The sequence below is a fragment of the Cellulophaga sp. RHA19 genome (genome assembly GCF_002813425.1).
Lineage (GTDB): Bacteria > Bacteroidota > Bacteroidia > Flavobacteriales > Flavobacteriaceae > Cellulophaga.
Window position 1 is genome coordinate 1,280,001 of record NZ_PHUL01000001.1, and the last position, 25,682, is coordinate 1,305,682.

The 25,682-nt window shown below is 33.2% G+C and carries 26 protein-coding genes (1 of these 26 only partly in view); 18 read left to right on the forward strand and 8 right to left on the reverse strand.

Going from position 1 to position 25,682, the window contains the following annotated elements; all coding sequences use genetic code 11:
* The 4 genes from AX016_RS05550 to AX016_RS05565 form a co-directional block, all read left to right on the forward strand.
* Positions 1-1,969, forward strand: the 3' portion of a protein-coding gene (locus AX016_RS05550; protein WP_100894666.1) for a TonB-dependent receptor. It extends 836 nt beyond the left edge of the window; 1,969 of the gene's 2,805 nt are visible here — the last part of the coding sequence; its start codon lies beyond the left edge, outside the window; its stop codon occupies positions 1,967-1,969.
* 9 nt (positions 1,970-1,978) lie between these two features.
* Positions 1,979-3,502, forward strand: a complete 1,524-nt coding sequence (locus AX016_RS05555; protein ID WP_100894667.1) for an SGNH/GDSL hydrolase family protein — start codon at positions 1,979-1,981, stop codon at positions 3,500-3,502.
* 227 nt (positions 3,503-3,729) lie between these two features.
* Positions 3,730-5,238, forward strand: a complete 1,509-nt coding sequence (gene atpD / locus AX016_RS05560) for a F0F1 ATP synthase subunit beta (RefSeq protein ID WP_100894668.1) — start codon at positions 3,730-3,732, stop codon at positions 5,236-5,238.
* Positions 5,239-5,305: 67 nt separating this feature from the next.
* Positions 5,306-5,584, forward strand: coding sequence for a F0F1 ATP synthase subunit epsilon (locus tag AX016_RS05565; protein ID WP_100894669.1), 279 nt, complete (start codon positions 5,306-5,308; stop codon positions 5,582-5,584).
* A 305-nt stretch (positions 5,585-5,889) separates the two neighbouring features.
* Here the strand turns inward: AX016_RS05565 and AX016_RS05570 are convergent, their stop codons facing one another.
* The 4 genes from AX016_RS05570 to AX016_RS05585 form a co-directional block, all read right to left on the reverse strand.
* On the reverse strand, positions 5,890-6,324 hold the full coding sequence (locus AX016_RS05570) for a LexA family protein (RefSeq protein WP_100894670.1): 435 nt from the start codon (positions 6,322-6,324) through the stop codon (positions 5,890-5,892).
* A gap of 2 nt (positions 6,325-6,326) precedes the next feature.
* The gene (locus tag AX016_RS05575) at positions 6,327-7,583 is read right to left on the reverse strand and encodes a Y-family DNA polymerase (RefSeq protein WP_100894671.1); all 1,257 of its coding nucleotides are present in this window, start codon (positions 7,581-7,583) and stop codon (positions 6,327-6,329) included.
* A gap of 61 nt (positions 7,584-7,644) precedes the next feature.
* Positions 7,645-8,766, reverse strand: a complete 1,122-nt coding sequence (locus AX016_RS05580) for an aminopeptidase C (RefSeq protein ID WP_100894672.1) — start codon at positions 8,764-8,766, stop codon at positions 7,645-7,647.
* 41 nt (positions 8,767-8,807) lie between these two features.
* Complete coding sequence (locus AX016_RS05585) at positions 8,808-9,245, reverse strand: ankyrin repeat domain-containing protein (protein WP_100894673.1); 438 nt, start codon at positions 9,243-9,245, stop codon at positions 8,808-8,810.
* A 193-nt stretch (positions 9,246-9,438) separates the two neighbouring features.
* On the opposite strand from AX016_RS05585, the gene AX016_RS05590 reads away from it, so the two are divergent.
* The 9 genes from AX016_RS05590 (at position 9,439) to AX016_RS05630 (ending at position 18,450) form a co-directional block, all read left to right on the forward strand.
* The gene (locus AX016_RS05590) at positions 9,439-10,599 is read left to right on the forward strand and encodes an aminotransferase class I/II-fold pyridoxal phosphate-dependent enzyme (protein ID WP_100894674.1); all 1,161 of its coding nucleotides are present in this window, start codon (positions 9,439-9,441) and stop codon (positions 10,597-10,599) included.
* Positions 10,596-10,970, forward strand: a complete 375-nt coding sequence (locus AX016_RS05595) for a putative signal transducing protein (RefSeq protein ID WP_100894675.1) — start codon at positions 10,596-10,598, stop codon at positions 10,968-10,970. Before AX016_RS05590 ends, AX016_RS05595 begins: the two co-directional genes overlap by 4 nt.
* 12 nt (positions 10,971-10,982) lie before the next feature.
* Positions 10,983-11,597: a dethiobiotin synthase gene (gene bioD / locus AX016_RS05600; protein ID WP_100894676.1), complete on the forward strand. Its 615-nt coding sequence runs from the start codon at positions 10,983-10,985 to the stop codon at positions 11,595-11,597.
* Between the two features lie 136 nt (positions 11,598-11,733).
* A complete protein-coding gene (gene bioA, locus AX016_RS05605; protein WP_100894677.1) occupies positions 11,734-12,999 on the forward strand; it encodes an adenosylmethionine--8-amino-7-oxononanoate transaminase in 1,266 nt (421 codons plus the stop codon).
* 2 nt (positions 13,000-13,001) lie between these two features.
* Entirely contained in the window at positions 13,002-14,156 is a 1,155-nt protein-coding gene (locus AX016_RS05610) for a beta-ketoacyl synthase N-terminal-like domain-containing protein (RefSeq protein WP_100894678.1), read from the forward strand.
* Positions 14,157-14,217: 61 nt separating this feature from the next.
* Positions 14,218-14,796 carry a hypothetical protein gene (locus AX016_RS05615; protein WP_100894679.1) on the forward strand — a complete coding sequence of 193 codons (579 nt, stop codon included), beginning with the start codon at positions 14,218-14,220 and terminating at the stop codon, positions 14,794-14,796.
* A 4-nt stretch (positions 14,797-14,800) separates the two neighbouring features.
* Complete coding sequence (locus AX016_RS05620) at positions 14,801-16,222, forward strand: flotillin family protein (RefSeq protein ID WP_100894680.1); 1,422 nt, start codon at positions 14,801-14,803, stop codon at positions 16,220-16,222.
* Between the two features lie 134 nt (positions 16,223-16,356).
* On the forward strand, positions 16,357-17,451 hold the full coding sequence (bioB, locus tag AX016_RS05625; RefSeq protein WP_100894681.1) for a biotin synthase BioB: 1,095 nt from the start codon (positions 16,357-16,359) through the stop codon (positions 17,449-17,451).
* Between the two features lie 141 nt (positions 17,452-17,592).
* On the forward strand, positions 17,593-18,450 hold the full coding sequence (locus tag AX016_RS05630) for a cupin-like domain-containing protein (RefSeq protein WP_100894682.1): 858 nt from the start codon (positions 17,593-17,595) through the stop codon (positions 18,448-18,450).
* Positions 18,451-18,458: 8 nt separating this feature from the next.
* Here the strand turns inward: AX016_RS05630 and AX016_RS05635 are convergent, their stop codons facing one another.
* From AX016_RS05635 to AX016_RS05645, 3 genes are all read right to left on the reverse strand, one after another.
* Positions 18,459-18,938, reverse strand: a complete 480-nt coding sequence (locus AX016_RS05635; protein WP_100894683.1) for a regulatory protein RecX — start codon at positions 18,936-18,938, stop codon at positions 18,459-18,461.
* Between the two features lie 128 nt (positions 18,939-19,066).
* Positions 19,067-20,617: an Rne/Rng family ribonuclease gene (locus AX016_RS05640; RefSeq protein WP_100896809.1), complete on the reverse strand. Its 1,551-nt coding sequence runs from the start codon at positions 20,615-20,617 to the stop codon at positions 19,067-19,069.
* Positions 20,618-20,888: 271 nt separating this feature from the next.
* Entirely contained in the window at positions 20,889-21,179 is a 291-nt protein-coding gene (locus tag AX016_RS05645) for an HU family DNA-binding protein (RefSeq protein ID WP_013620605.1), read from the reverse strand.
* A 125-nt stretch (positions 21,180-21,304) separates the two neighbouring features.
* On the opposite strand from AX016_RS05645, the gene mutY reads away from it, so the two are divergent.
* The 4 genes from mutY to gldD are packed head-to-tail and all read left to right on the forward strand — an operon-like array spanning position 21,305 to position 24,745.
* Entirely contained in the window at positions 21,305-22,330 is a 1,026-nt protein-coding gene (mutY, locus tag AX016_RS05650; RefSeq protein WP_100894684.1) for an A/G-specific adenine glycosylase, read from the forward strand.
* 34 nt (positions 22,331-22,364) lie between these two features.
* The gene (locus tag AX016_RS05655; RefSeq protein WP_100894685.1) at positions 22,365-22,847 is read left to right on the forward strand and encodes a single-stranded DNA-binding protein; all 483 of its coding nucleotides are present in this window, start codon (positions 22,365-22,367) and stop codon (positions 22,845-22,847) included.
* A gap of 19 nt (positions 22,848-22,866) precedes the next feature.
* Positions 22,867-24,198: a gliding motility-associated protein GldE gene (locus AX016_RS05660; RefSeq protein WP_100894686.1), complete on the forward strand. Its 1,332-nt coding sequence runs from the start codon at positions 22,867-22,869 to the stop codon at positions 24,196-24,198.
* The gene (gene gldD, locus AX016_RS05665; RefSeq protein WP_100894687.1) at positions 24,188-24,745 is read left to right on the forward strand and encodes a gliding motility lipoprotein GldD; all 558 of its coding nucleotides are present in this window, start codon (positions 24,188-24,190) and stop codon (positions 24,743-24,745) included. Before AX016_RS05660 ends, gldD begins: the two co-directional genes overlap by 11 nt.
* An 87-nt stretch (positions 24,746-24,832) precedes the next feature.
* Here gldD and AX016_RS05670 read toward each other — a convergent pair whose 3' ends face one another.
* Positions 24,833-25,222, reverse strand: a complete 390-nt coding sequence (locus AX016_RS05670) for a heavy-metal-associated domain-containing protein (protein WP_100894688.1) — start codon at positions 25,220-25,222, stop codon at positions 24,833-24,835.
* 222 nt (positions 25,223-25,444) lie between these two features.
* Here AX016_RS05670 and AX016_RS05675 point away from each other — a divergent pair, with 222 nt between their 5' ends.
* A complete protein-coding gene (locus tag AX016_RS05675; RefSeq protein ID WP_100894689.1) occupies positions 25,445-25,630 on the forward strand; it encodes a hypothetical protein in 186 nt (61 codons plus the stop codon).
* Positions 25,631-25,682 lie beyond the last annotated feature (52 nt).

The window sequence follows — 25,682 nt, forward strand, 5'->3', positions numbered from 1 at the left end:
CTTAAAAGGTACAGATTGGGGTGCTGATAATGAAACGGATAAGTTATTTAGAGGTTTTACTAGAGATGATTTAGATTATGATGGGGTAAATGTTTATGGTGATGAAGTAAGTCAGAATATGTTTAGTGTTGCACAAATACTTACCAAAACTAATAACCCAGCTACAGGAGAGCCAATTTTACCTGCTGGAGCAGAAGCACTAGTGCCTAATGTTAATGTGAGTAGAACTGGTTATAATGAAAAATATTTGACTGATTACAATGCAGAAAGCATTAAGGCTGATTGGGGACTTTATTACAGACCGTGGGAAAATGATTTTGAAATTTCTTATGTTGGTAAAGTAGGTTCTGGGTCTACAATTTACCAAGGAGCAAACAGGTATGCTATTGATGATTTCTTTTTACAACAGCATAAAATTGAAATTAAGAACGATAATTTTTTCTTAAGAGGATATATGACAGAGGATAAAGCAGGAGATTCCTATGATATGGTATTTACAGGGATTAATATAAACAGGGCTTGGAAATCTGACCCACAATGGTTTGCAGAATATGTTGGTACGTATGTACAGAGTACTTTAGGTGGTGCAACATCAGACCAAGCACATGCTAATGCAAGAGCACAAGCTGAATCAGGGAGATATCTACCGGGTACACCTGAGTTTCAGGCGGCATTTGAAAAAAGTATAAATGATCCGGATTTAAGTTCTGGTTCTAAGTTTCAAGATAATTCAAAAATTTATCATGCAGATGCAAACTATAATTTTTCTGAAATAATTGAATTTGCAGATATTCAAGTGGGTGGGTCTACAAGAACATATGAGCTAAATTCTTCAGGTACAATTTATACAGATAATGACGGACCTATTAGGTATTCTGAATTTGGTATTTATACACAAATACAGAAAAAATTAATGGAAGATCGTTTAAAGCTAACAGGTTCTTTACGTTATGATAAGTCGGAGCTGTTTGATGGTTTCTTTTCTCCAAGATTAGCTGCTGGTTATACTTTAGGTGAAAATAAAAACCATAATTTAAGAGCATCTTTTCAGACAGGATTTAGAAATCCTACTACACAGGATTTATACATTGGTTTAGACGTTGGTAGAGCTATTTTAATAGGTGGTGCTAAAGATAACTTAGATAGAGATGTTAGAACATATGGTATTAGTCAAGATGCACAAGATGATCTTGGTCAGCCTGCAACGATAGAAAAATCTGGAGATGGTGCTTACAATAATTCTTATTTGGCAAGTTCTTTACAGGCTTTTGGAGCTTCAGGAAACCCTGCAGATTTAAAAGTGGCAAATTCAAACTTAGCAAAACCAGAGCAGGTAACTTCGTTTGAATTAGGATATAGAGGTAAAGTACATGGTGTGGTAATAGATTTAAGTGGATACTATAATAGTTATAAGGACTTTTTGTCTAACGAGACTGTAGTTTCTACTTTTTATGGTGAAGCAGGTGATAATAGCTTATCTGTTTTGGCATTAGCTAATGGAGATTATCAGGCTTATCAAACATATACAAACTCTGAGGCAAATGTAAACTCTTATGGTGCTACATTAGGCTTAGATACTAAAGTTTTAGGCGGATTTGATTTAGGAGCAAATTATACATATTCTAAGTTAGATTTTGACCAAGAGGCAAACCCTGATTTTAGAACAAACTTTAATACTCCAGAGCATAAGTTTAAAGCTAATTTTGGTAAAACTGATTTATTTGAAAATATTGGTTTTAATGTAGCTTACAGGTGGAGTGACTCTTATTTTTGGGAAGCATCATTTGGAGATGGTCAGGTGCCTTCTTTTAGCGTTTTAGATGCTCAGGTAAATATTACTGTGCCAAGTATAAAATCTAACTTTAAAGTTGGTGCTTCTAATTTATTAGGAGATGAGTATTTTACAGCATTTGGTACTGGTTACGTAGGTTCTCAATACTATGTTTCTTGGACAATTAATAATTTATAAGATTTAAATATGAAAACTAAATATATATGGCTAGTAGCCGCAATGGTGGCATTTTCTTCTTGTAGTGATGATGACGATTCGTCTACAATGAAGGAAGAACAATTACCGGAATTAACAGCAGGGACGGCAGATTTTTCAAATTATGTTTCATTAGGAGCTTCTTTTACTGCAGGATATACAGATGGAGCTTTGTTTAAAGCATCTCAGGAAATGTCTTTTCCAAATATACTTTCTCAGAAGTTTGTTAATGCGGGTGGTAGTACAACATTTACACAACCATTAACAAATGATAATTTTGGAGGATTAGCCTTAAACGGAGATAGAATTGCAGATCCTAGATTAGTTTTTGGTGGAGCAGGACCAGTGCCATTAGAGGTGGCGCTTCAAAGTTCTGTTACTGTTTCTACAGATATAATTTTAAATAACCCAACAGGTCCTTTTAGTAATATGGGAGTTCCTGGAGCTAAAAGTTTTCACTTATTAGCAAACGGATACGGAAATATATCTAATTTATCTGCAGGAGCAGCCAACCCATACTTTGTTAGGATGACAGGTAGTACGCCAGATGCAAGTATGATAGAGTTAGCGGCAGCACAAAATCCAACATTTTTTACACTATCAGAAATAGGAGGAAATGATGTTTTAGGATTTGCTGTTTCTGGCGGTATGGGAGTTGATCAAACAGGTAATCCTAATGCAGCTTCTTATGGCTCAAATGATATAACAGATCCGGGTCTTTTTCAAGTTGTGCTAAGTGGTTTAGTAGATGCTTTAACTGCAAATGGAGCTAAAGGTGCTGTAACTAACGTACCTTATATTACGAGTTTGCCTCATTTTACAACAGTACCTCACAACCCTTTACCAATGGATGAAGCTACTGCTACACAAGTAAACAATGGTTACGCCCAATACAATGGAGGTTTACAGGCAATGGTTACAGCTGGTTTATTAGATGAAGAAGAGGCAAAGGCACGTACAATAGAATTTGTTGCATCTGCGACCAACGCAGTGGTTATAGAAGATGAAGATTTAACAGATTTAACAGCATTTGGATTGCCAAGTTATAGGCATGCAACAGCAGATGATTTATTAGTTTTGCCAGCATCATCTTTTATTGGAACTAAAGTAAATGATGACCCAACAATGGTTAACGGTGTATCTGTGCCGTTAAAAGATAAGTGGGTTTTAGTAGCAAGTGAGCTAGAATCTATAAAAACGGCAACAGACGCGTATAATGCAACAATTGCATCTGTTGTTTCTGCAAAAGGATTGGCGTTGGTAGATTTAAATGCTATTCTTATACAAGCGTCAGAATCTGGTGTCCCTTTTGATGAGTATACAGTGAATACAGATTTAGTATTTGGAGGCTTAATAAGTTTAGATGGTATACATTTAACTTCTAGAGGTTATGCATTAATGGCAAACAAATTTTTAGAGGCTATAGATGCAACTTATGAGTCTAATTTTGTGGCGTCAAAAAACTTAGCTAAAGCAGCAAATTATCCAACAAATTTTTCTCCTGCGTTGCAATAGAAAAATATAAATGTTATAGAAAAGCGCCTTATTTAATAAGGCGCTTTTTTTTATAAAATGTGTTTAAGAACTAAAAGGTTTTCAATAAGTTAAAAAAACAATAAAAAGTAGTTTTTATTTAAATTTGAAAAACTTATCTTTGCACCCTGAAAAACACGGGGTCTGTATTACAGGGTTTTATGTTTTTTAAAAAACGAAAAATTATATATAAATAAATACTGATAGCAATGTCTAAAGTTACAGGTAAAGTTTCCCAAATTATTGGCCCAGTTATAGATGTGGAGTTCCAAGCAGGGGTAGATCTTCCAAAAATTTATGATTCATTAGAAATTAAAAAAGCAGATGGATCAATTTTGGTTTTGGAAGTACAATCACACATTGGTGAAAATACAGTAAGAACTATCTCTATGGATTCTTCTGATGGTTTAAGCCGTGGAGCAGAGGTTAATGCAACAGGAAGCGCTATACAAATGCCGGTTGGAGATGACGTTTACGGACGTTTATTTAACGTAATTGGAGACGCTATTGATGGTCTTGGAAATTTACCAAAATCTGGTAAAGATGGTTTGCCAATACACAGACAGGCACCAAAATTTGAAGACTTATCTACTTCTACTGAAGTATTATTTACAGGTATTAAAGTAATTGACCTTATTGAGCCTTATGCAAAAGGTGGTAAAATTGGTTTATTTGGTGGTGCCGGTGTAGGTAAAACAGTATTAATTCAAGAATTAATTAACAACATTGCAAAAGGTCACGGTGGACTTTCTGTATTTGCTGGTGTAGGTGAGCGTACTCGTGAGGGTAACGATTTACTACGTGAGATGTTAGAGTCTGGTATTATTAAATACGGAGATGACTTTATGCACTCAATGGAAGAAGGTGGATGGGATTTATCTAAAGTTGATAAATCTGTAATGAAAGATTCTAAAGCAACTTTTGTTTTTGGACAAATGAATGAGCCACCTGGAGCACGTGCACGTGTTGCATTATCTGGTTTAACTATTGCAGAATATTTCCGTGATGGAGCAGGTGAAGGTCAAGGTAAAGATGTACTTTTCTTTGTAGATAATATTTTCCGTTTTACACAAGCTGGTTCTGAGGTATCTGCATTACTTGGTCGTATGCCATCTGCGGTAGGTTACCAACCAACATTAGCAACAGAAATGGGTGCTATGCAAGAGCGTATTACATCAACAAAAAGAGGTTCTATTACATCTGTACAGGCGGTTTACGTACCTGCGGATGATTTAACGGATCCAGCTCCGGCAACAACGTTTGCTCACTTAGATGCAACAACAGTATTGTCTCGTAAAATTGCAGAGTTAGGTATTTACCCAGCAGTAGATCCGTTAGATTCTACTTCTAGAATCTTAGCTCCAGAAATTTTAGGAAAAGATCACTATTCTTGTGCGCAACGTGTAAAAGAGTTGTTACAACGTTATAAAGAATTACAAGATATTATTGCTATCCTTGGTATGGAAGAATTATCTGAAGAGGATAAAATGGCAGTTGGTAGAGCAAGACGTGTACAACGTTTCTTATCTCAGCCATTCCACGTAGCAGAGCAATTTACAGGTCTTAAAGGTGTTTTAGTAGATATCAAAGATACTATTAAAGGATTTAATATGATTATGGATGGTGAGCTAGATCACTTGCCAGAATCTGCATTTAACCTTAAAGGTACTATTGAAGAAGCTATAGAAGCAGGAGAAAAAATGCTTGCTGAAGCATAAATAATACATAATATTACGTGTTAGCTAAATGGCTTGCACGTAATATTTATTTAATACTTTTATAATTATGTATTTAGAAATTGTATCACCAGAAGCTACATTATTTGCAGGAGAAGTTGTTTCTGTAACTGTACCTGGTATTAATGGAGATTTTCAAATGTTATCTAATCACGCACCAGTTGTTTCGTTATTACAGCAAGGTACTGTTAAGATTCAAGGAAATGTATCTATAGATGAGGCTTTTGAGGGTAAATTCTCTAAAGGTTCTAACGGAGATACTGTTTTAGCTATAAGCAGTGGAACTATAGAAATGAAAGATAATAAAGTTATTGTACTAGCGGATTAAGTATAGCTAACTCTACTAAATAAATATAAACGTGAAGTTAAATGCTTCGCGTTTTTTTATGCCTTGCTTTTAAATTGTGATATTTTATAATGGCATTATCTTATTTTGTAAGAAAATATGTTAAATAATAAATATTTAAAAGTAATTTCTTACATTTGATACGTCTAAAGTATATGTTTTAAGCGTATTTAAAAGAAACACAGCGCATTATAATAATGTGTATTATATAATATTTATTTTATTATTGGAGTTAGTATCTGTAATAAATGTAAAGCGTAAAGTGTAAACTTTGCGCTTTTTTGTTGTTATACTTTTTTTATAACATTGGTAACAATGCCCCAAATTATAAAGTTGTTTTCTTCAGTAATTTGTATGGGTTTGTAATTGGGGTTTTCTGGTTGTAGCCAAACTATATTATTTTCAACTTTTAGTCTCTTTACGGTAAATTCACCGTCTAAATAGCAAACAGCAATTTTATTATGAGATGCTTCTAAACTTCGGTCTATAACTAATAAATCATTATTTTCTAAACCAGCGCCAATCATAGACTCACCACTTACTCGTGCAAAAAAAGTTGCTTCGGGGTTTTTAATTAGTTCTTTGTCTAAGCTAATTCTATTCTCTTTAAAGTCATCAGCCGGAGACGGAAAGCCAGCAGAGATACCAGTATCTATAAAAATAGTAGAGCTACTGGTAGAGCTATCAACAGAGAAAAAAGTAAGATTTGTATTTTTTATCACGCTTAATTTACTTTTATAATGTCGTTAAAACTTGTTGTGTACTTAGGAGATAAGTGTTCTTGTTTCATTTTCCAGGTTCGCTCCAAATCTTGATTGGCAATTTTTAATTTTTGATCACCATATTTAAAATTTAATTTATCTATGGCTTTCATTAAAGGTTTGTGCTTTGGGTTTTCTGTGGTAAACAAATGCAGTTGGTGATTATTTGTGGGTACTAAACCAGTAACAATAACACCAGCACGCTTGTAGTTAATACCAGGTTTGTATATGTGTTCTATAGCTTTTATAGCTGCGTTGCTAATTGCTAGGCTAGAATCTGTTGGGTAAGACATATTTACGCTAAAAGTTCCTCTATGTTGTTCTGCGCCTTGTTTATGTTTATCACTACTTAATAAAACAACTACCGTATGGCAACTAGAGTTTTGTTTGCGCAACTTTTCTGCACAGCTACTAGCAAAAGTAGATATACGCTCTTTTATATTTTCTATGTCAGAAAAAGTATGTTCAAAACTTCTGGTAGTTGCTATAGATTTTTTATTCTCTTTAATTTCTAGATCTAAAGTAGGTATGCCTTCCAAATCTTTTTTTAGTCGCCACTCGGTTATAGAAAAGTTTTTGCGCACCCAATCGTCAGGTAGGTTAACAAAGTCTAATGCTGTTTTACAATTTTTAATTGCTAAGCGCTTGTGAAGCCTTCTTCCAATTCCCCAAACGTCCTCAAGCTTTATCCATTTTAAGGCTTTTATACGTTTTTCTTCAGTATCAATAACATAAGTTCCTTTTGTTTGGTTGGGAAATTTACGTGCAATTTTGTTTGCTACTTTGCTAAGCGCTTTTGTTGGGGCAATACCAACGCAGGTAGGTATGCCAGTCCATTTTAAAACACGGTCTCTTATTTCTGTTCCATAGGTCGTAAAATTATAATTGTTAAAGCCTTTAAACTGAATAAAAGCTTCATCAATACTATATACTTCTACATCTGGAGAAAATTGTTGTAGTATGCTCATTACTCGACTGCTCATATCGCCGTATAATGAATAATTAGAAGAAAAAACGTGGACATTATTAGCTTTAAAAAAGCTTTTGTATTTAAAGGCAGGAGCGCCCATAGGTAAGCCAATTAATTTAGCTTCATCGCTTCTAGAGATTACACAGCCATCATTATTGCTTAAAATTGCAATAGGTTTTCCCTGTAGGCTAGGGTTAAAAACCCGCTCACAGGAGGCATAAAAGTTGTTACAATCTACTAGTGCATACATTGTTGCAAAGGTACAAGATTTGCTCTTTACATTTTGTATGTGCACTAGTAGTATGTGTTAATTATAATTTTATTTTTTTAGTTAAGTCTTTTGGTAATGCATCTTTGTGTACCATAACACTTATTGCTTTAAGTCGCATATAAGCCTCGCTAAAATATACATAGCCGTTATGTGTGGTTCTGCTAGCATCTGTGCCCCAACTGTTTTTTACTTTGTAGTATTTTGTTCCGTTTTGGTCTTTTACTGTGCCCGTTATGTGCATTAAATGGTCATCTGTAGTTGTAAAGTTTTCAAACTCGTTTTGTCTGTAGCTTTGCGTAACTTTTAGCTCTGGATAAATGCCTTCTAGTGCTTTTTTACTGTTTTCATAATTTGCAGGTACTACAGCAACTCCGTGTTTAGATGAAAACGTACGCTCGCTAACATCACAATCTAACTCAACAGTAAATCCGTTTTCTAGAGCGTTATCAATAGTATTCATCATTTGGTCTAAAGTAACATTGTACATACTACCGTTACTCCAGTTATCAGGTATGTTTAATATAAACGAACTGTAAAAAGGAGCGTGTGTAAAAGAAGTAATTGTAACATAGTCTTCTGGTGTAATTTTGGTCATTTTTAAAAATGAAACAGGAGTATATTCTTTTCCTTGATAAGTAAAAGATGTTTTATTTGCTCCTAAATACACATCTAAAACAGCATTTACGGCTTTAGACCAGTTTTTGCTTAACTCTCCAGCAGGATTGTCTGCATATGTTTTTACCATAGCTTCTAGCACTGCAACTAATTCCGCGTGATTGTGAAAGTTGCTATTTTCTAGAAGTCCATTATATGCTTCTTGTGGTACAAGACCATAATTTTTAACCGAGTTAATTACATCATGTGCTAGTCCACCTTCGCTAAACTGAGCTTTACCTTGTCGCATCACAAAGTTTTCTGCTTTTTTAGGATAAGTATTACGCACAGTGTACATCTCAGACAAATCTATTTGCTTTCCGGTAAGTCGTATAATTTCCGATTCTAAAAATGAAGAAGTAGAAAAACTCCAACATGTGCCCGTAGCTCCTTGACTAATAACAGGTGTTGCGTCTAAATCTATAACATCTGTAAATTTATATGCTTCTTGTGCGTTTATAGCACCTATGGCAAGCATAAAGCCAAGGCTTAAAAGTAGTTTTCGCATAGTGTTCTTAATTAATTAGTGCTTTGCGGTTAGCGTATTTTTTATTGATTAAAAGATTTTATGTATTCTATAAACTCTTTTCTCTCATATTTTTTAGCAAAATCTAAAGCAGACTGTTTATCATTGTTTCTAAGTGTAATCTCTGCACCTGCTTTAACAAGTTTTTTTGCCATTGCTAATCTGTTGTATTTGGCAGTATACATAAGAGGGGTTTTGTTGTTGCACGTTTTTTCTACGTTAGCACTTTGTGCTATTAGTTCTGCAAAACAAGATTTCGCGTTAAGTTTTATAGAAAGTGTTAACAAAGTGTATTCAGACTCTTCAAACTTAAAGCAGTTATTAATTTCTTTGGTTGTTATGTGTTTTTTAAGAGCGGTAACATTATCGCTTTCTAAAGCACTTTTAATGTCGTTGTTTAGTTCTTGTGCGCTTGCATAAGTAGAAATAATAAGTAGGAATGTTAAAAATAGGGTTTTCATTATTTTGAGTTTATTTAATTTAACTAATGTTTATATAAAACGTTAGTGAGTTAAATTTATTCTTTTTCTTTTACATATTCTAAAATATCTGATGGTAGTTGTTTTTTTTCAATTTGTTGTTAATATAACAATTGCTAGTTTCTAATACTTTTTTTAGCTTCAATTAAAATCCATCTCTTTGTATCTTTGCCAAATGCTACCACAAAAACTTCAGAAAAAATTAGAAGAACGACAACAGAATATGTCTTTGCGTACATTACCTGTGTTTAAACAATTGGTAGATTTTTCTTCTAACGATTATTTAGGTTTTTCTGGCAATGCTATAATCTTTAACGCTACGCATCAATATTTAATAAACCATAATTTTTTAAAAAACGGAGCAACAGGTTCTAGGTTGCTTTCTGGGAATCATAATTTATACGATGAGTTAGAGTCTAAATTGGCATTATTTCATCAATCTAAAGCAGCAATAGTATACAACTCTGGTTATGATGCTAATATTGGTTTTTTTAGTTGTGTTCCTCAACGCGGAGATTTGGTTTTTTATGACGAATATATACACGCAAGTATAAGAGACGGTATTGCTATGAGTAATGCTAAGAGTTATAAGTTTAAGCATAATAGCCTGTCCGACTTAGAAAAATTAGTTGAAAGGCATTCGGCTATAATAAAAGATGATGAAACTGCTACTTACGTAGTAACAGAATCTGTTTTTTCTATGGATGGCGATTCTCCAAACTTAAAAGAAATGGCATTATTCTGTAAAGAATATAAACTATTTTTTGTGGTAGATGAAGCACACGCTGTTGGTGTTTTTAGTGATTTAGGTCAGGGTTTAGTGCAAGAATTACAATTAGTAGACTTAGTTTTTGCACGTATTATAACTTTTGGTAAGGCATTAGGTTGTCACGGTGCAGCTATATTGGGTAGTGTAGAGCTAAAAAACTATTTGGTTAATTTTTCTCGTAGCTTTATATATACAACAGCTTTAGCGCCGCATAGTGTAGCTTCAATTTTGCAGTCGTACTATTTTTTAGAAAGTAAAGAAGGTAAAATGCAGCAGCAACTTCTGCAGAGTGCTATTCAGTTTTTTAAAAATGAAGTTGATCAACGCGGGTTAAAAGAATATTTTATACCAAGCAATTCGGCAATACAATGTTGTTTAATATCAGGAAATAATAAAGTAAAAAGTATTGCGAAAAAGCTTGAAGAAAATGGGTTTAATGTAAAAGCTATATTATCGCCAACAGTACCAAGAGGAGAAGAGCGATTGCGTTTTTGCTTGCATGCATACAATACACCAAAAGAAATAGAAAAAGTAATAACCGTTTTGTGTAATCATATAAAAGAATGAGTCAGAAATTTTACAAGTTAGCCGCATTTGAGTATTTGGCAGATACAGTTATTATAAAAGGCAAGCTAGAGTCAGAAGGTATTGAGGTGTTTTTAAAAGATGAAAACACGGTAAATTCAGACCCATTAATTAGCAACGCAATTGGCGGAATAAAACTTTTGGTTTTAGATGAAGATAAGGACAAAGCAATAGAAATTTATAATGAAATTAGAAGCTATGCAGTAGATGATGACGGAAAACCTTTAGCATGCCCAAATTGCAAGGCAGAAAAGTTAGAAGGCTATTATTCTGGAAAGGGAATTTTTTACAAATTGTTTCCTTTTTTTGAAAAACGAAAGTTTCGTTGTTTTAACTGCAATATAGTTTCTTAAATAAGTGATAAGATGAAAACAAAACAAATATTTGTAACTGGTATATCTACAGAAGTTGGTAAAACGGTTGCTTCTGCAATATTAACTGAAGCATTAGAGGCAGATTACTGGAAGCCAATACAGGCAGGAGATTTAGATACGTCAGACAGTCATAAAATAGCAGATTTTATTTCTAACTCTAAAACGGTAATACATAAAAATAGTTACGCTTTGCAAACACCTATGAGTCCGCATGCGGCGGCAGAAATAGACGGTGTAGTAATAGAGGTAGATAAAATAGTGGCGCCAAAAACAAGTAATCACCTGGTTATAGAAGGCGCAGGTGGTTTATTAGTTCCTTTAAATAATAATGATACCATATTAGATATTATAGATCCTAGTTACCAAGTTGTAGTGGTTTCTAGACATTATTTAGGCAGTATAAATCATACTTTATTAACGGTAAATTATTTAGAAGAGCGTGGTTTTAAAGTGTCTATAATTTTTAGTGGAGAAGAACACAAAACAACAGAAAGTATTATATTATCTAAAACAAATGCAAAACTTATAGGCCGTATAGAAGAAGAACCATATTTTGATAAAAATGTGATAAAAGAATACGCAGATTTGTTTAGAGATAACCTATAAAATCTAGGCTGGTTTGTATATTTGCCAAAAAATAATAGCTATTTGTGTGGTGTAAAATATTGCAAAAACACATTTTAGAAATCTACTAATAAATTAAATGCCATAAATCCTAATACTATAGGATGGTATACAGCTTATGAATCTTACAGAGAGAGATAAAAAACACTTGTGGCACCCGTTAACCCAGCATAAATTACATAGCGCAATGTTGCCAATTGTAAAGGCTAAAGGGGCAGTGTTAACTGATGATAAAGGAAAAGATTATATAGACGGAATATCTTCATGGTATACCTCTGTATACGGACATTGTAATGATTATATTTTAGGAAAAGTTCAGGCGCAAATGCAACAGTTAGACCAGGTTGTGTTTAGTGGTTTTACGCATAAACCAGCTATAGAACTGTCTGAAGAGTTAATAAAAATATTGCCAAACAATCAGCAGAAGTTATTTTTCTCAGATAACGGTTCTACTTCGGTAGAAATAGGAATTAAAATGGCATTGCAATATCATTTTAATAAAGGCGAAAAGCGTAATGTAATGTTAGCTTTTGAAGACGGATTTCATGGCGACACGTTTGGTGCAATGTCTGTGTCTAGTTTATCTGTTTATAACGGTCCTTTTGAAGATTTTTTTATAGATGTAGAGCGTATTCCTGTACCCACAGAAGAAAATATAGAAGCTATTTTATTGCAAATTGAAGATTTGGTTAGTACTAAAGCTATTGCAGGTTTTGTGTATGAGCCTCTTGTACAAGGAGCAGCAGCAATGAAAATGCATAATGTAGAAGGTTTAAATAAAATTTTATCAGCCTTAAAAAAACATAATGTTCTTTTAGTTGCAGATGAGGTAATGACTAGCTTTGGTAAAACAGGTGAGTTTTTTGCTTCTGATTATATGGATGTAAAGCCAGATGTTATATGTATGTCTAAGGCATTAACGGCAGGTTTGGTCCCAATGGCAGCTACTAGTTGTACGCAACAAGTTTATGATGCTTTTTATGATGATGATATTTCTAAAGGATTATTTCACGGGCATACATACACTGCAAATCCTTTGGCTTGTACTGCTGCGTTAGCAGGTTTAGAGTTGCTTAAGTCTGCAGAAATGCAAGATAATATTGCTAGAATTATAGCTTCCCATAAGCAATTTAATGAAGAGGTTAAAAATCATCCTAAAGTTGCAACAACAAGACAGTTGGGTGTTATTTATGCATTAGATCTTAATATAAAAATGGAGCGCTACGGTAATTTAAGAGATAAATTATTTAAGCATTTTATGGATTCTGGAGTGTTTTTACGTCCGTTAGGAAATACAATTTACATTTTGGCGCCTTTTGTAACTACAGATGAGCAACTTCAAAAAATATACAACTCAATTAAAGAAGCACTAGAAATAGTTTAAGTATGAGTATTTACATTACGGCACTGGCATCTATTTCTCCTTTAGGAACTTCTTTAGATAAAGTTTGGGAGAGTTATAAAAACGATGCGCATTTATTAGAAGAAAAAAATATAGGCAGTCAAAAAAGTTGGGTTGCTGGCTTAAATGATGATGCCAAGCAAGAAATAGAAGCTTTAAAAAACTCTGACTTAAAGTATAAAAGTTTAGATGATACTGTATTGTTTGCTATGTATGCTTCAAGAAAAGCACTAAAGCAAGCCGGTTGGAGTTCAAAAGATAATTTTGGTGTAAACTTTGGATCTTCACGCGGAGCTACAGCTTTGTTTGAAAAATATCATACAGAGTTTTTAGAAAAAGATAAAGCATCAACCCTATCATCACCAACAACTACATTGGGTAATATTTCTTCTTGGGTTGCTCATGATTTGCAAACGCAGGGTCCGGAAATATCACACTCTATTACTTGTTCTACAGCATTACATTCGTTATTAAATGGTGTTGCTTGGGTAAAAAGCGGAATGGCAAATAAATTTTTAGTAGGTGGTAGTGAGGCTCCTTTAACGCCTTTTACCATTGCGCAAATGAAAGCTTTAAAAATTTATGCAAGAGGTACAGAAGCATATCCTTGTAAAGCTTTTGATGTAACAAAAGACCAAAATACTATGGTTTTGGGAGAAGGAGCTGCGGTAATTGGTATAGAGAACGGGAATAAAGAAAATGCCCTAGCGGAAATTATAGGTGTTGGTTATGCTACAGAAGTTTTAAAACATAATATTTCTATTTCTTCTGATGCTGTATGTTTTCAACGTTCTATGAAAATGGCTTTAGAAGGAGTAAATCTGGACGATGTGGACGTTATTGTAATGCATGCGCCAGGCACAATTAAAGGAGATTTGTCAGAAATTGAAGCAATACATAAAGTTTTTTGTAACAAAATACCTTCTTTAACTACAAATAAGTGGAAGATAGGTCATTCTTTTGGCGCTTCAGGGATGTTAAGTATAGAGCTAGCAATAGCAATGTTGCAAAAACAAGAATTTATAAAAGTTCCTTTTGTAAACTATGCAGAAACTCCAAAGAGTATAAAAAAGGTGCTAATAAACGCTGTTGGCTTTGGTGGTAACGCTGTAAGTATTTTATTGCAAAAAACTTTTTAAAACTAGTCATTAGCTAAGTTGTATTTTATTATCTTTCACAAACCAAACTAAATTTTTATTTATGGGAGAATGGTATGCAAGCTTAGAGTTGTTTCCAAAAGTGTACTGGAGTATTGCCTTAATTGGCTCTGTGGTAATGATTGTCTTTTTATTGCTAACCTTAATTGGTGGTGATGTAGATGGTGTAGACGGTGATGTAGATGCAGAAATAGAAGGTGATTCGGGAATTGGATTTCAATTTTTATCTATTAAAAACTTATCAGGATTTTTTGCCATTTTTGGATGGACAGGCATTGCTTGTATAGAAGCAGGCTTTTCTAATGTGCTAACGATACTAATTTCTGTTATTTGTGGTTTATTAATGATGCTGTCTATGGCGGCATTATTTTATTACCTAAGTAAATTGCAAAGTAGCGGAACACTACGCTTAAAAAATGCTTTAGGTCAAGTTGGAGAAGTGTACTTGACTATAGGTGCAAACAGAAGTTTTATAGGTAAAGTAAGTATAACAGTGCAAGGGTCTTTGCGCGAGCTAGAAGCACTTACAGATGAAACTGTGAATCTTACACAGGGTAATGTTGTTAAAGTAGAAGACATTACAGATAACGGAATTTTAATTGTTAAATTATTAAATAAATAACCATATGATTTTAGTACCCCTACAGTTGGGCGGTAATGCCAGTTTAATTGGTATTGCAGTAGCCATTTTGTTCTTTTTTATAATTGTGATCTCGTTTATACGTAGATACAAACGATGTCCTTCAGACAGGATTTTAGTTGTGTACGGTAAAGTGGGCGGAGGAAATTCGGCCAAATGTATACACGGTGGAGCCGCTTTTATTTGGCCAGTTGTACAAGATTATGAATTTTTAGATTTAACACCTATATCTATAGAGGTTAACCTAGTAAATGCATTAAGTAAGCAAAATATACGTGTAAACGTACCTTCAAGATTTACAATTGGTATATCTACAGAGCCTGGAGTTATGCAAAATGCTGCAGAGCGTTTATTAGGATTAGGTCAGAGTCAAATTCAAGATTTAGCACAAGAAATTATTTTTGGACAATTACGTTTGGTAGTTGCTTCTATGGATATTGAAGAAATTAACAACGATAGAGATAAATTTTTAACTAACATATCTCAGAGTGTAGAAACGGAATTAAAAAAGGTTGGTTTAAAATTAATCAACGTAAATATTACAGATATTGTTGATGAGTCTGGATATATTGAAGCTTTAGGTAAAGAAGCTGCTGCACACGCAATTAATGCAGCGCGTAAATCTGTAGCAGAGAAAACAAGAGATGGTTCTATTGGTGAAGCTAACGCATTACAAGATGAGCGTACACAAGTAGCAGCAGCAAATGCACAAGCTGTAGAAGGTGAAAACATTGCAAAAATTAATGTTGCAAATTCAGATTCTTTACGTCGTCAAAGAGAAGCAGAAGCAGAGCGTACGGCAATTGCATCAGAAAAAGTACAATCTGCAAAAGCATTAGAAGAATCTTATGCGGCAGAAAAAGATGCGGAACTTGCAAGAGCAGAACGTGTGCGTAGTTCACAAATGGCAGATATAGTTGTACCTGCAGAGATAGATAAGAAAAAAGTAGAGATAGATGCAGAAGCAGATGCAGAGCGTACAAGACGTTTAGCAAAAGGTGAAGCAGATGCAATCTTATTTAAAGCGCAAGCAGAAGCACAAGGTATTTTAGAGGTTTTAACTAAGCAAGCACAAGGTTTAGATGAAATTGTAAAAGCTGCGGGAGACAATCCTAAAGATGCAGTATTATTATTAGTGGCAGATAAGTTACCAGAATTGGTTAAAACACAAGCAGAAGCTATTAAAAATATTAAAATTGATAAGGTTACTGTTTGGGATTCTGGAGCAAAAACTGCAGATGGTAAAGGTTCTACAGCTAACTTTATTTCTGGTATGTACAAATCTGTACCACCACTACAAGAAATGTTTAATATGGCTGGTATGCAATTACCAGAGTATTTAAAAGGTAAAGATGTAGAGGCAGTAGATGTAGAAGAGAAATCATCTAAAAAAGACGAAAATAAATAAAAAACGTTTTTTGATATTTATATGTAAAATGAACCATTAGATTATATCTTTTGGTTCATTTTGTTATTTAAAAACCTTTATTGGGATTTAATTACTAAATAGGCTATTTTTGACAACTGATTTAAAATAATCGTATGAGCGAAGTAAGACACAACTGGAGCAAGCAAGAAATTTTAGATATATATAATAAACCGTTAATGGATTTACTGTATGAGGCAGCAACAATTCATAGACAAGAACACGATCCTAACACAGTACAAGTATCTACTTTGTTATCTATAAAAACAGGTGGTTGTCCTGAAGATTGTGGGTACTGCCCACAAGCAGCTAGGTATCATACAGATGTAGAAGGCAATGATTTAATGTCTGTGCAACAAGTAAAAGCACAAGCTTTACGTGCAAAATCTTCTGGAAGTTCTAGAGTTTGTATGGGGGCAGCTTGGCGTAATGTTAAAGACGGACCAGAATTTGACCAAGTATTAGAAATGGTACGTACAATAAACAAACTAGATATGGAGGTTTGTTGTACACTTGGTATGATTACTGAAAACCAAGCGCAAAGATTAGCTGAAGCTGGTTTGTATGCTTATAACCATAACTTAGATACATCTGAAGATTATTACAAAGATGTAATTTCTACTCGTGCTTTTGAAGATAGATTAGATACTATTGAAAATGTACGTAAAACCAATGTTACTGTTTGTAGTGGTGGTATTATTGGTATGGGCGAAGCTTTAGAAGATAGAGCAGGTATGTTAGTTGCATTATCTACTTTAAGTCCGCAACCAGAATCTGTGCCAATTAATGCATTAGTAGCTGTAGAAGGTACACCAATGGAGGATATAGAGCCGGTATCTATTTGGGATATGGTGCGTATGGTTGCAACCACACGTATTGTTATGCCAAATACTCAGGTTAGGTTATCTGCAGGGCGTACGCAAATGAGTAGAGAAGGGCAAGCAATGTGTTTCTTTGCAGGTGCCAACTCAATCTTTGCAGGAGATAAATTATTAACTACTCCTAATCCAGATGTAAACGAGGATATGGAAATGTTTAAGATGTTAGGTTTAAATCCGCAAAAACCATTTACTAAAGTTTCTCAACCAAAAACAGTAGAAGCTCAGGATTCTGAGTATCAAAATTTAGGTGAAAAACCAAAATGGTCTAGACCGGGTCATAAAATAGAACGTAACGAGGCTGCTAAAGAAAAAGCAAAGCTTACAAAATAATAAAAACATCAAGTTATATAAAGCCGCTATTTAATTTTATAATTAGATAGCGGTTTCTTAATTATTCTAGGTTTTTAAATGATTTTAAGAATTATTTAAATCGTATTTTTTATTTTTATCTATTATTTAATATAATTTCTATTGCAGTTACAAGATATTCCAAGGGTAAAAACCATTACCAAAGAAGATTTTATAAACCACTTTTTTAAGCCTCAAAAACCAGTAGTTGTTGAACGTTTTATTGAAGAGTGGCCTGCGTATTCTAAATGGAATTTAGAATATATGAAAACTGTAGCGGGAGATAAACTTGTACCGCTTTATGATGATAGACCTGTAGATTATAAAGATGGTTTTAATGAGCCACACGCCACAATGAAAATGGCAGATTATATAGATTTGCTTAAAAAAGAGCCTACTAAATTCCGTATCTTCTTGTGGAATATCTTAAAGGAAGTTCCTCATTTACAAAAAGATTTTACGTATCCGGACTTTGGCTTACGATTAATGAAAAGTCTTCCTATGTTATTTTTTGGCGGTAGAGATTCTCATACATTTATGCATTATGATATTGATTTAGCTAATATTTTTCATTTTCATTTTGAAGGAGATAAAGAGGTGGTTCTTTTTGATCAGTCTCAGAATAAACACTTATATAAAGTGCCACATTCTTTAATTACAAACGAGAGTATAAATTTTTCTGACCCAGATTATAGTAAATGGCCAGCACTAAAAAATGCTAAAGGCTTTAAAACAACATTGCAACACGGAGAAGTGCTATATATGCCAGAGGGCTATTGGCATTATATGAAGTATATTACGCCAGGTTTTTCTATGAGTTTGCGGGCAATAGCGCGTAACCCTAAAAACTTAAGTAAAGCGCTCTACAATGTCTTTATAATGCGTAATTATGATAATCTAATGCGTAGAATTAAAGGTCAAAAATGGATAGATTGGAAAAATAATAAATCTATAATAGATACAAATAAGGCATTAAAGTAATGTGTTATTTAATTGGTAGGAGTAAGTTCTTTTACTTTTTCGTAAACCAAATGACTTTCCCAGCCTCTGTATAGTAAATAGTCTGCTATTTTTTTTCTTTTTTTAAATACATTGGTTTCTTTAACTTCATTAGCTCTTTTAGTGGCAAGTGCATCTAATGTCTCTGTGTATTTATTGTCTTCTATTTCTTTTAAAGCTGTTTTAATATTGTAAATAGATATGTCTCTAAACTTTAGTTCGTTTACAATTCTATTTTTGCCCCATTTTTTAATATTAAATTTTCCACGAGCAAAACTTTGAGCAAAACGCTCTTCGTTTAAGTAGTTTTCTTTAATTAAATGAGTAATTATAACATCTCTAGCATCTGTAATCATCCCCATATCTTTTAGTTTTTTGGCAACTTCTTTGTGGCAACGTTCTTGGTATGCGCAGTACTGCTCTAATTTTTTAGTTGCTTCTTTAATAGTGTAAGAGGGTTGTAGACTCATATTACAAATGTACGTAAACAAAAAAAAGCGACCACATTGCTGAGGTCGCTTTTTGCTTATTTTTTATATAGCTCTTTTGGTTTTGAGAAGATCTATATAACAAACCGTTTTTTAAGTAAAGGTATATTTTAATATATGGTTTTACCTTTTTTGTTTTTAAAGCGATATTCTAGATACGTATATGCGTCTCTAGGCTGCACTTTAACCCATTTTTTATATTCCATAAACCACTTGAAACGAATGGATTGTAATCCTTTTGTAAGATATGCTGCAATAAACGGGTGTATGTGTAGAATAACATCGTTGTCTTTTGCAGGGCCGTTTAGTAGTTTTTCTAAATCGGATTTAATCTTATCTATTAAAACTATAGGAGCTTCTACCTCTGCGCCATTTACGCCGCTAGGGTTTTTCTCCATTGTTTTAATGTTCCTTTCTGGTCTTACTCTTTGTCTTGTTATTTGAATAAGTCCAAATTTACTTGGTGGTAAAATTTTATGCTTAGCTCTGTCATCTTTCATTTCATCACGTAGATGATCAAAAAGTTTTTTTCTATGATCTGGCTTGCCCATATCTATAAAATCTACAACAATAATACCTCCCATATCGCGTAAGCGTAATTGTCTGGCTATTTCTGTAGCAGAAATCATATTTACCTCTAATGCTGTATCTTCTTGGTTTTTTGCCTTATTAGATCTGTTACCACTGTTAACATCTATAACGTGTAGGGCTTCAGTATGTTCTATTATTAAATAGGCGCCTTTACTCATAGAGGCAGTTCTACCAAATGAAGTTTTAATTTGTCTTTCTATTCCAAATTTTTCAAAAATTGGTACGGAAGACTCATATAATTTTACAATAGATTCTTTCTTTGGTGCAATTTCCTGCACATAATCTTTTATTTCATTGTAAAGCGTTGTATCATCAACATGTATTCCTGTAAAGGTGTCGTTAAATACGTCTCTAAGTATAGATGATGCTCTGTTTAGCTCTACTAATACTTTAGATGGGTGAGGTGCTTTATACAATTTTTTACACATTACTGTCCATTTGTCCAGTAAGTTTTCTAGATCCTTGTCTAGCTCTGCAACTTTTTTGCCTTCGGCAACGGTTCTTATAATTACACCAAAACCTTTTGGTTTTATGCTTCTTACAAGTCTTTTTAACCTCTCTTTTTCTTCTTTGCTTTCTATTTTTTGAGAAACAGAAACTCTGTCTGAAAATGGTACCATAACCACATAACGTCCTGCTAATGAAAGCTCGGAGCTAATTCGTGGTCCTTTGGTAGAGATAGGTTCTTTTACAATTTGTACTAATAAGGATTGATTAGATTTAATAGCATCGTTAATGCTACCGTCTTTATCAATATCTTTTTCAAAAGGGAAGTCTTTTAATGAAAAATCTTTTAATTTTCCAGTACTTGCTCCCTTTACGAATTTCAGCATAGAAGATAACTGCGGACCAAGGTCATGATAATGCAAAAATGCATCTTTTTCATAACCAACATCTACAAATGCAGCGTTAAGGCCAGTAACAGGTTTTCTTATTTTGGCAAGAAATATATCGCCAACAGAAAAATTGTTATTGTCCTCTTCTTTGTGAAGTTCTATTAGTTTTCCGTCCTTAGTTAAGGCAAAATCGACAGCGTTAGAACCAGATCTTACGATTAATTCTTTATTCACCTGAATCAATTTTTATTTAACTCTGCCTAATAATTAAGCAAGTTAAATGGATTAAACAATAGTTGTGCGGGTAAAATTTACCCGCTGAAATTCTTTCGTTAGAATCTCTATGTCAATGAACGTTTTTAAAACGAAAAAGTAGTTGTTAACAACTACTTTTTCTTGTGTCGGTTAGCTCTTCTACGCTTCTTGCGCTTGTGAGTAGCTACCTTATGTCTTTTTCTTTTCTTACCACTAGGCATAAAATCTACTTTTTAATTAATATTATGTTTTATTTTACTTGTACGTTGCTCTTTACACCTTCAACAAAAACCTTTGCAGGCTTAAATGCAGGGATGTTATGAGCTGGTATTTTAATGGTAGTGTTTTTTGAAATATTTCTACCAGTTTTTTCTGCTCTTGTTTTAATAATAAAACTACCAAAACCTCTTAGGTAAACATTATCTCCATTCTCTAATGAAGTTTTAACCTCTTCCATAAAAGTTTCAACAGTAGCCTGTACATCTCCTTTTTCAATACCCAGTTTATCTGAGATTTTCGATACGATATCTGCTTTCGTCATTGTCAGTATATATTATGTCCTTGTTTTTTCGGGTTGCAAATATATAAATTAAATTTATTCTTTTACGTTAATAGACTTAATTTTAAGTATATAAACCTGTACTTTTGTTTATTATTATTTATTTGATGACTTTTTCCCAAAAAATTCTTGATTGGTACGCCTTAAATAAACGCTCTTTACCTTGGCGAAGCACTGTAAACCCTTATAAAATATGGCTTTCAGAAATTATGCTTCAACAAACAAGAGTTGCTCAAGGTACGTCTTATTATTTAAGTTTTGAAAAACATTTTCCCACAATTTTTGATTTAGCTAATGCTTCAGAGGAAAAAGTTTTAAAATTATGGCAAGGTTTGGGGTATTATTCAAGGGCAAGGAACCTTCATTTTACGGCAAAACACATTGTAAATAATTTAAATGGCGAGTTTCCTAATACATATAAGGAGTTGGTAAAACTAAAAGGAGTGGGTGATTATACTGCCAGTGCTATTGCATCTATTTCTTTTAATGAGCAACAAGCAGTTGTAGATGGTAATGTGTACAGAGTTTTGTCTAGATATTACGGTATAGATTTACCTATTAATAGTACGGAGGGGGTTAAATATTTTAAAACGTTGGCTACAGAAGTAATGCATTCCTCTAATATTAGAGATTACAATCAAGGTATAATGGAATTTGGAGCAATCCAATGTGTGCCTAAAAATCCAGATTGTAAAATATGTCCTTTAAATGATAGTTGCGTTGCATTAGAGAAAAACTTAATAGCTACTTTGCCAGTTAAACTAAAAAAGATTAAAGTTAAAAAGAGAAACTTTAATTATTTGGTTGTGGTTGATGCTGTAGGCAATACTTTATTGCAGCAGCGTACAGGTAAAGGAATATGGCAAAATTTATATCAATTTCCTTTGTTGGAGGAGGAGGTTAATGAGGATACAATATTAGAGTTATATAATAAGGTATTGCCTAAAATAGATGTAAATAGTGTTACCTTATATAATAAGGTAGCAATTGTGCATAAACTATCGCATCAGCATTTACATACACACTTTTGGGTGCTTCATACAGATGCTGTTTTAGAAGAAGGAATTCCTTTTTCTGAATTAGAAAAATATCCTGTACCTGTTTTAATAGCAGACTACATAAAAACATTGTAAATTTTTGTATTTTTGATTTTAATATAACAAAATTATGAGTGGTACGTTAAACAAAGTGATGCTAATTGGGCATTTAGGAGATGCAGTAAAAATGCACTATTTTGAAGGAGGAAACTGTATAGGAAGATTTCCTATTGCAACTAATGAGTCTTATACAAATAAGCAAACAGGAGAGCGTGTTACAAATACAGATTGGCACAATGTTGTAGTGCGTAATAAAGCCGCAGAAATATGCGAAAAGTATTTAAGCAAGGGAGATAAAATATACGTTGAGGGAAGATTAAAAAACCGTCAATGGCAAGCGGAAGATGGTACTACGCGTTATGCAACAGAGGTACACGTGCAAGATTTTACATTTTTATCTACTAAGCAAGAGAGTATGAATAATGCGCAAAATAATTCTGCACAACCAGCTCAGCAACAGCAAAGTCAAGCTGCGCCACAACAAAGTGCTCCTGTGCAACAAAATACTGCAGCTCCTAGTGAGCCTGTAGAAGATGACGATTTACCGTTTTAATACAACTAAATTATAATTATTGGACCCTGACCCCCTTATTTTACTGCTAAACGCAACTGTTTTTGATGGCGCCTTAATAACTAAGTTTATTGTGCTAGTTGTGCTATTGCTGTTGTCTGCCTTAATTTCTGGTGCAGAGGTTGCATTTTTTGGTATGTCTGCAACAGACATTAATGCTATTGGAGAAGAGAAATCTGCAAAAGGAGAATCTGTAATAAAGTTATTGCAAAAACCTAAAAAATTGCTAGCAACTATTTTAATTGCTAATAATGCAATAAATATTGGCATTGTTTTATTATTTAGTGCCATTGGAGATGTTATTTTTTCTAGCATAACATATAAGTTTTTAGATGTTATTTCAGTTCGCTTTTTGTTAGAAGTTGTTTTGGCTACTTTTCTAATTTTAATGTTTGGGGAAATTATGCCTAAGGTATATGCAAACAGAAATAGGGTTCAGTTTTCTTATTTTATGGCATTTCCTTTGCGCTTTTTAGATGTAGTTTTTACACCTTTAAGCTCGCCAATGAGATCTGTAACCTTGTATTTGCATAATAAATTAGGAAAACAAAAATCTAGTTTAAGTGTAGATCATTTGTCGCAAGCTTTAGAAATGACATCTGAAGATGATACGACTAAGGAGGAGCAGAAAATTTTAGAAGGTATAGTGTCTTTTGGTAATACAGATACTAAGCAAGTAATGAGGCCTAGAATAGATATTTTTGCCTTGGACGCAGAGCTTAAATTTTTAGAAGTTGTTGCTGAAATTAAGCAGAAAGGATATTCTAGAATTCCGGTTTTTGAAGAAAATGTAGATAATGTAAAAGGTGTGCTTTATGTTAAGGATTTACTACCTTATATAGATAGAAAAACATTTAACTGGGTAAGCTTATTAAGAGAGCCTTATTTTGTGCCAGAAAATAAAAAATTAGATGATTTGCTAAAAGAATTTCAAGAAAAGAAAAACCATTTAGCGGTTGTTGTAGATGAGTATGGTGGTACTTCTGGTATTGTTACTTTAGAAGATATTATTGAAGAGATAGTTGGTGATATAAGTGATGAATTTGATGATGAAGATTTAGTGTTTTCTAAAATTGATGACTTAACCTTTGTGTTTGATGGTAAAACAACTTTAAAAGAGTTTTATCGTGTAGCACGTATAACTGAAGATGAAGATGCTTTTGAAGAGCAAAAGGGAGAGTCTGAAACTATTGCTGGGTTTGTGTTAGAAATAGCGGGCAGTTTTCCTAAACGAGGAGAAAAAGTTTTATTTAAAGATTATCAGTTTGTGGTAGAGAGTTTAGATAAAAAAAGGTTAAAACAAATAAAAGTAATGTTGCCAAATGATGCGTAAATATATTTTTTTAATAGTGATTTTTAGTGCTTTGGTGGTAAGTTGTAAAGAAGATACTTTGCCAAAACCAAAGGCAATGCTAAGGTTGGAGTATCCGGACAGTACTACTGTGAATTTTGTTGCAAGCAAATATTCTTTTGATTACAATGCGTTAGCAAAAATAAATAAGAAGAATGAGAGTGCGGTTACTGTAGGGTACCCAAGAATGAATGGCTCTATATTTTTAAGTTATAAACCTGTAGCTGGTAATTTAAACCAATTATTATCTGATGCACAAAAACTTTCTTATGAGCATGCGGCAAAAGCAGATAATATATTAGAACAGCCTTTTGTTAATGAAGAGGCAAAGGTTTACGGTATGTTTTACGATGTAAAAGGAGATGCAGCATCACAATCTCAGTTTTATGTAACAGATAGTACGGAGCATTTTTTAACAGGTTCTTTGTATTTTTCTGTTAAACCTAATTATGATTCTATTTTGCCTGCTGCTGTTTATTTGCAAGAAGATATTAGAAAAATTATGGAAACATTACGTTGGGAAAATTAACGTGTATTTAAAGCTTACAAATTCAAAAAAGCCAATGTCTACTGGTAGATATTGGCTTTTTTAAATATTATTATAAGGGTGTTTTCTTTATTCTGCTGCTTGCATATTTTCAACAGTATAAATATCTCCAGAAGCTGCAGATGTTACTGTTTTAGTTAAATCTTCTGTAGAAACAGAATTTTTATCATATTCTACAATAGCAAGTTCTTTATCAAAAGAAACAGTGGCAGATTTTACGCCTTCCATTTTAGCTAATTTTTTTTCAATTGTAGCGGCGCATCCAATTTGGCACGTCATTCCTTTAATTGTAAATTCAGCTTTGCTAAACTCAGCATTTTCAGCAAATACTTTTGTTTTCTCTTTTGCAACTGTATTATTAACGGTAACAACTTCTGGCTCTTTCTTATTTTCTTTACAAGATGCAAATAATGTTAAAGAGGCAACAAGAGCTAGACTAATATTTTTTATAAGTTTCATCTAAATAGGTGTTATAATAAGTTGTAAAAGTACTAATTTTTAATTTTTTAGTTCTTAAAATATAAAATCATATTCTAAATAAAATCATAAAAAAAGCTGTCTAAATAATGTTGAATGGCTTTGTGGTTTACGTTGACAAATATTTTTTTGTAAATTTCTCTAGAATTAAAAGTAGTTATTAATGAGTGTAGCTGAAAATATGGTTTAAATGTAAAATGTATTATGAAAAAATCAAGACCCAAAACATTACTCTATTTTGAGATTATAGCTATGTTAATATTGTGTTATTTAAGTTATGCTAAAATAATAGAGGAGTGGCAATTTTACTTTATGGTAACAGGTTATATGATTATAGCATACTTACATTGGTTTTTTGTAGTGTCTAAAAATAAAAAAGAAGAAGACTAGTCGGGTTTACAGAAGGTGTTACTATTCTGGCGTGTTAAAAAAATATAAAAGC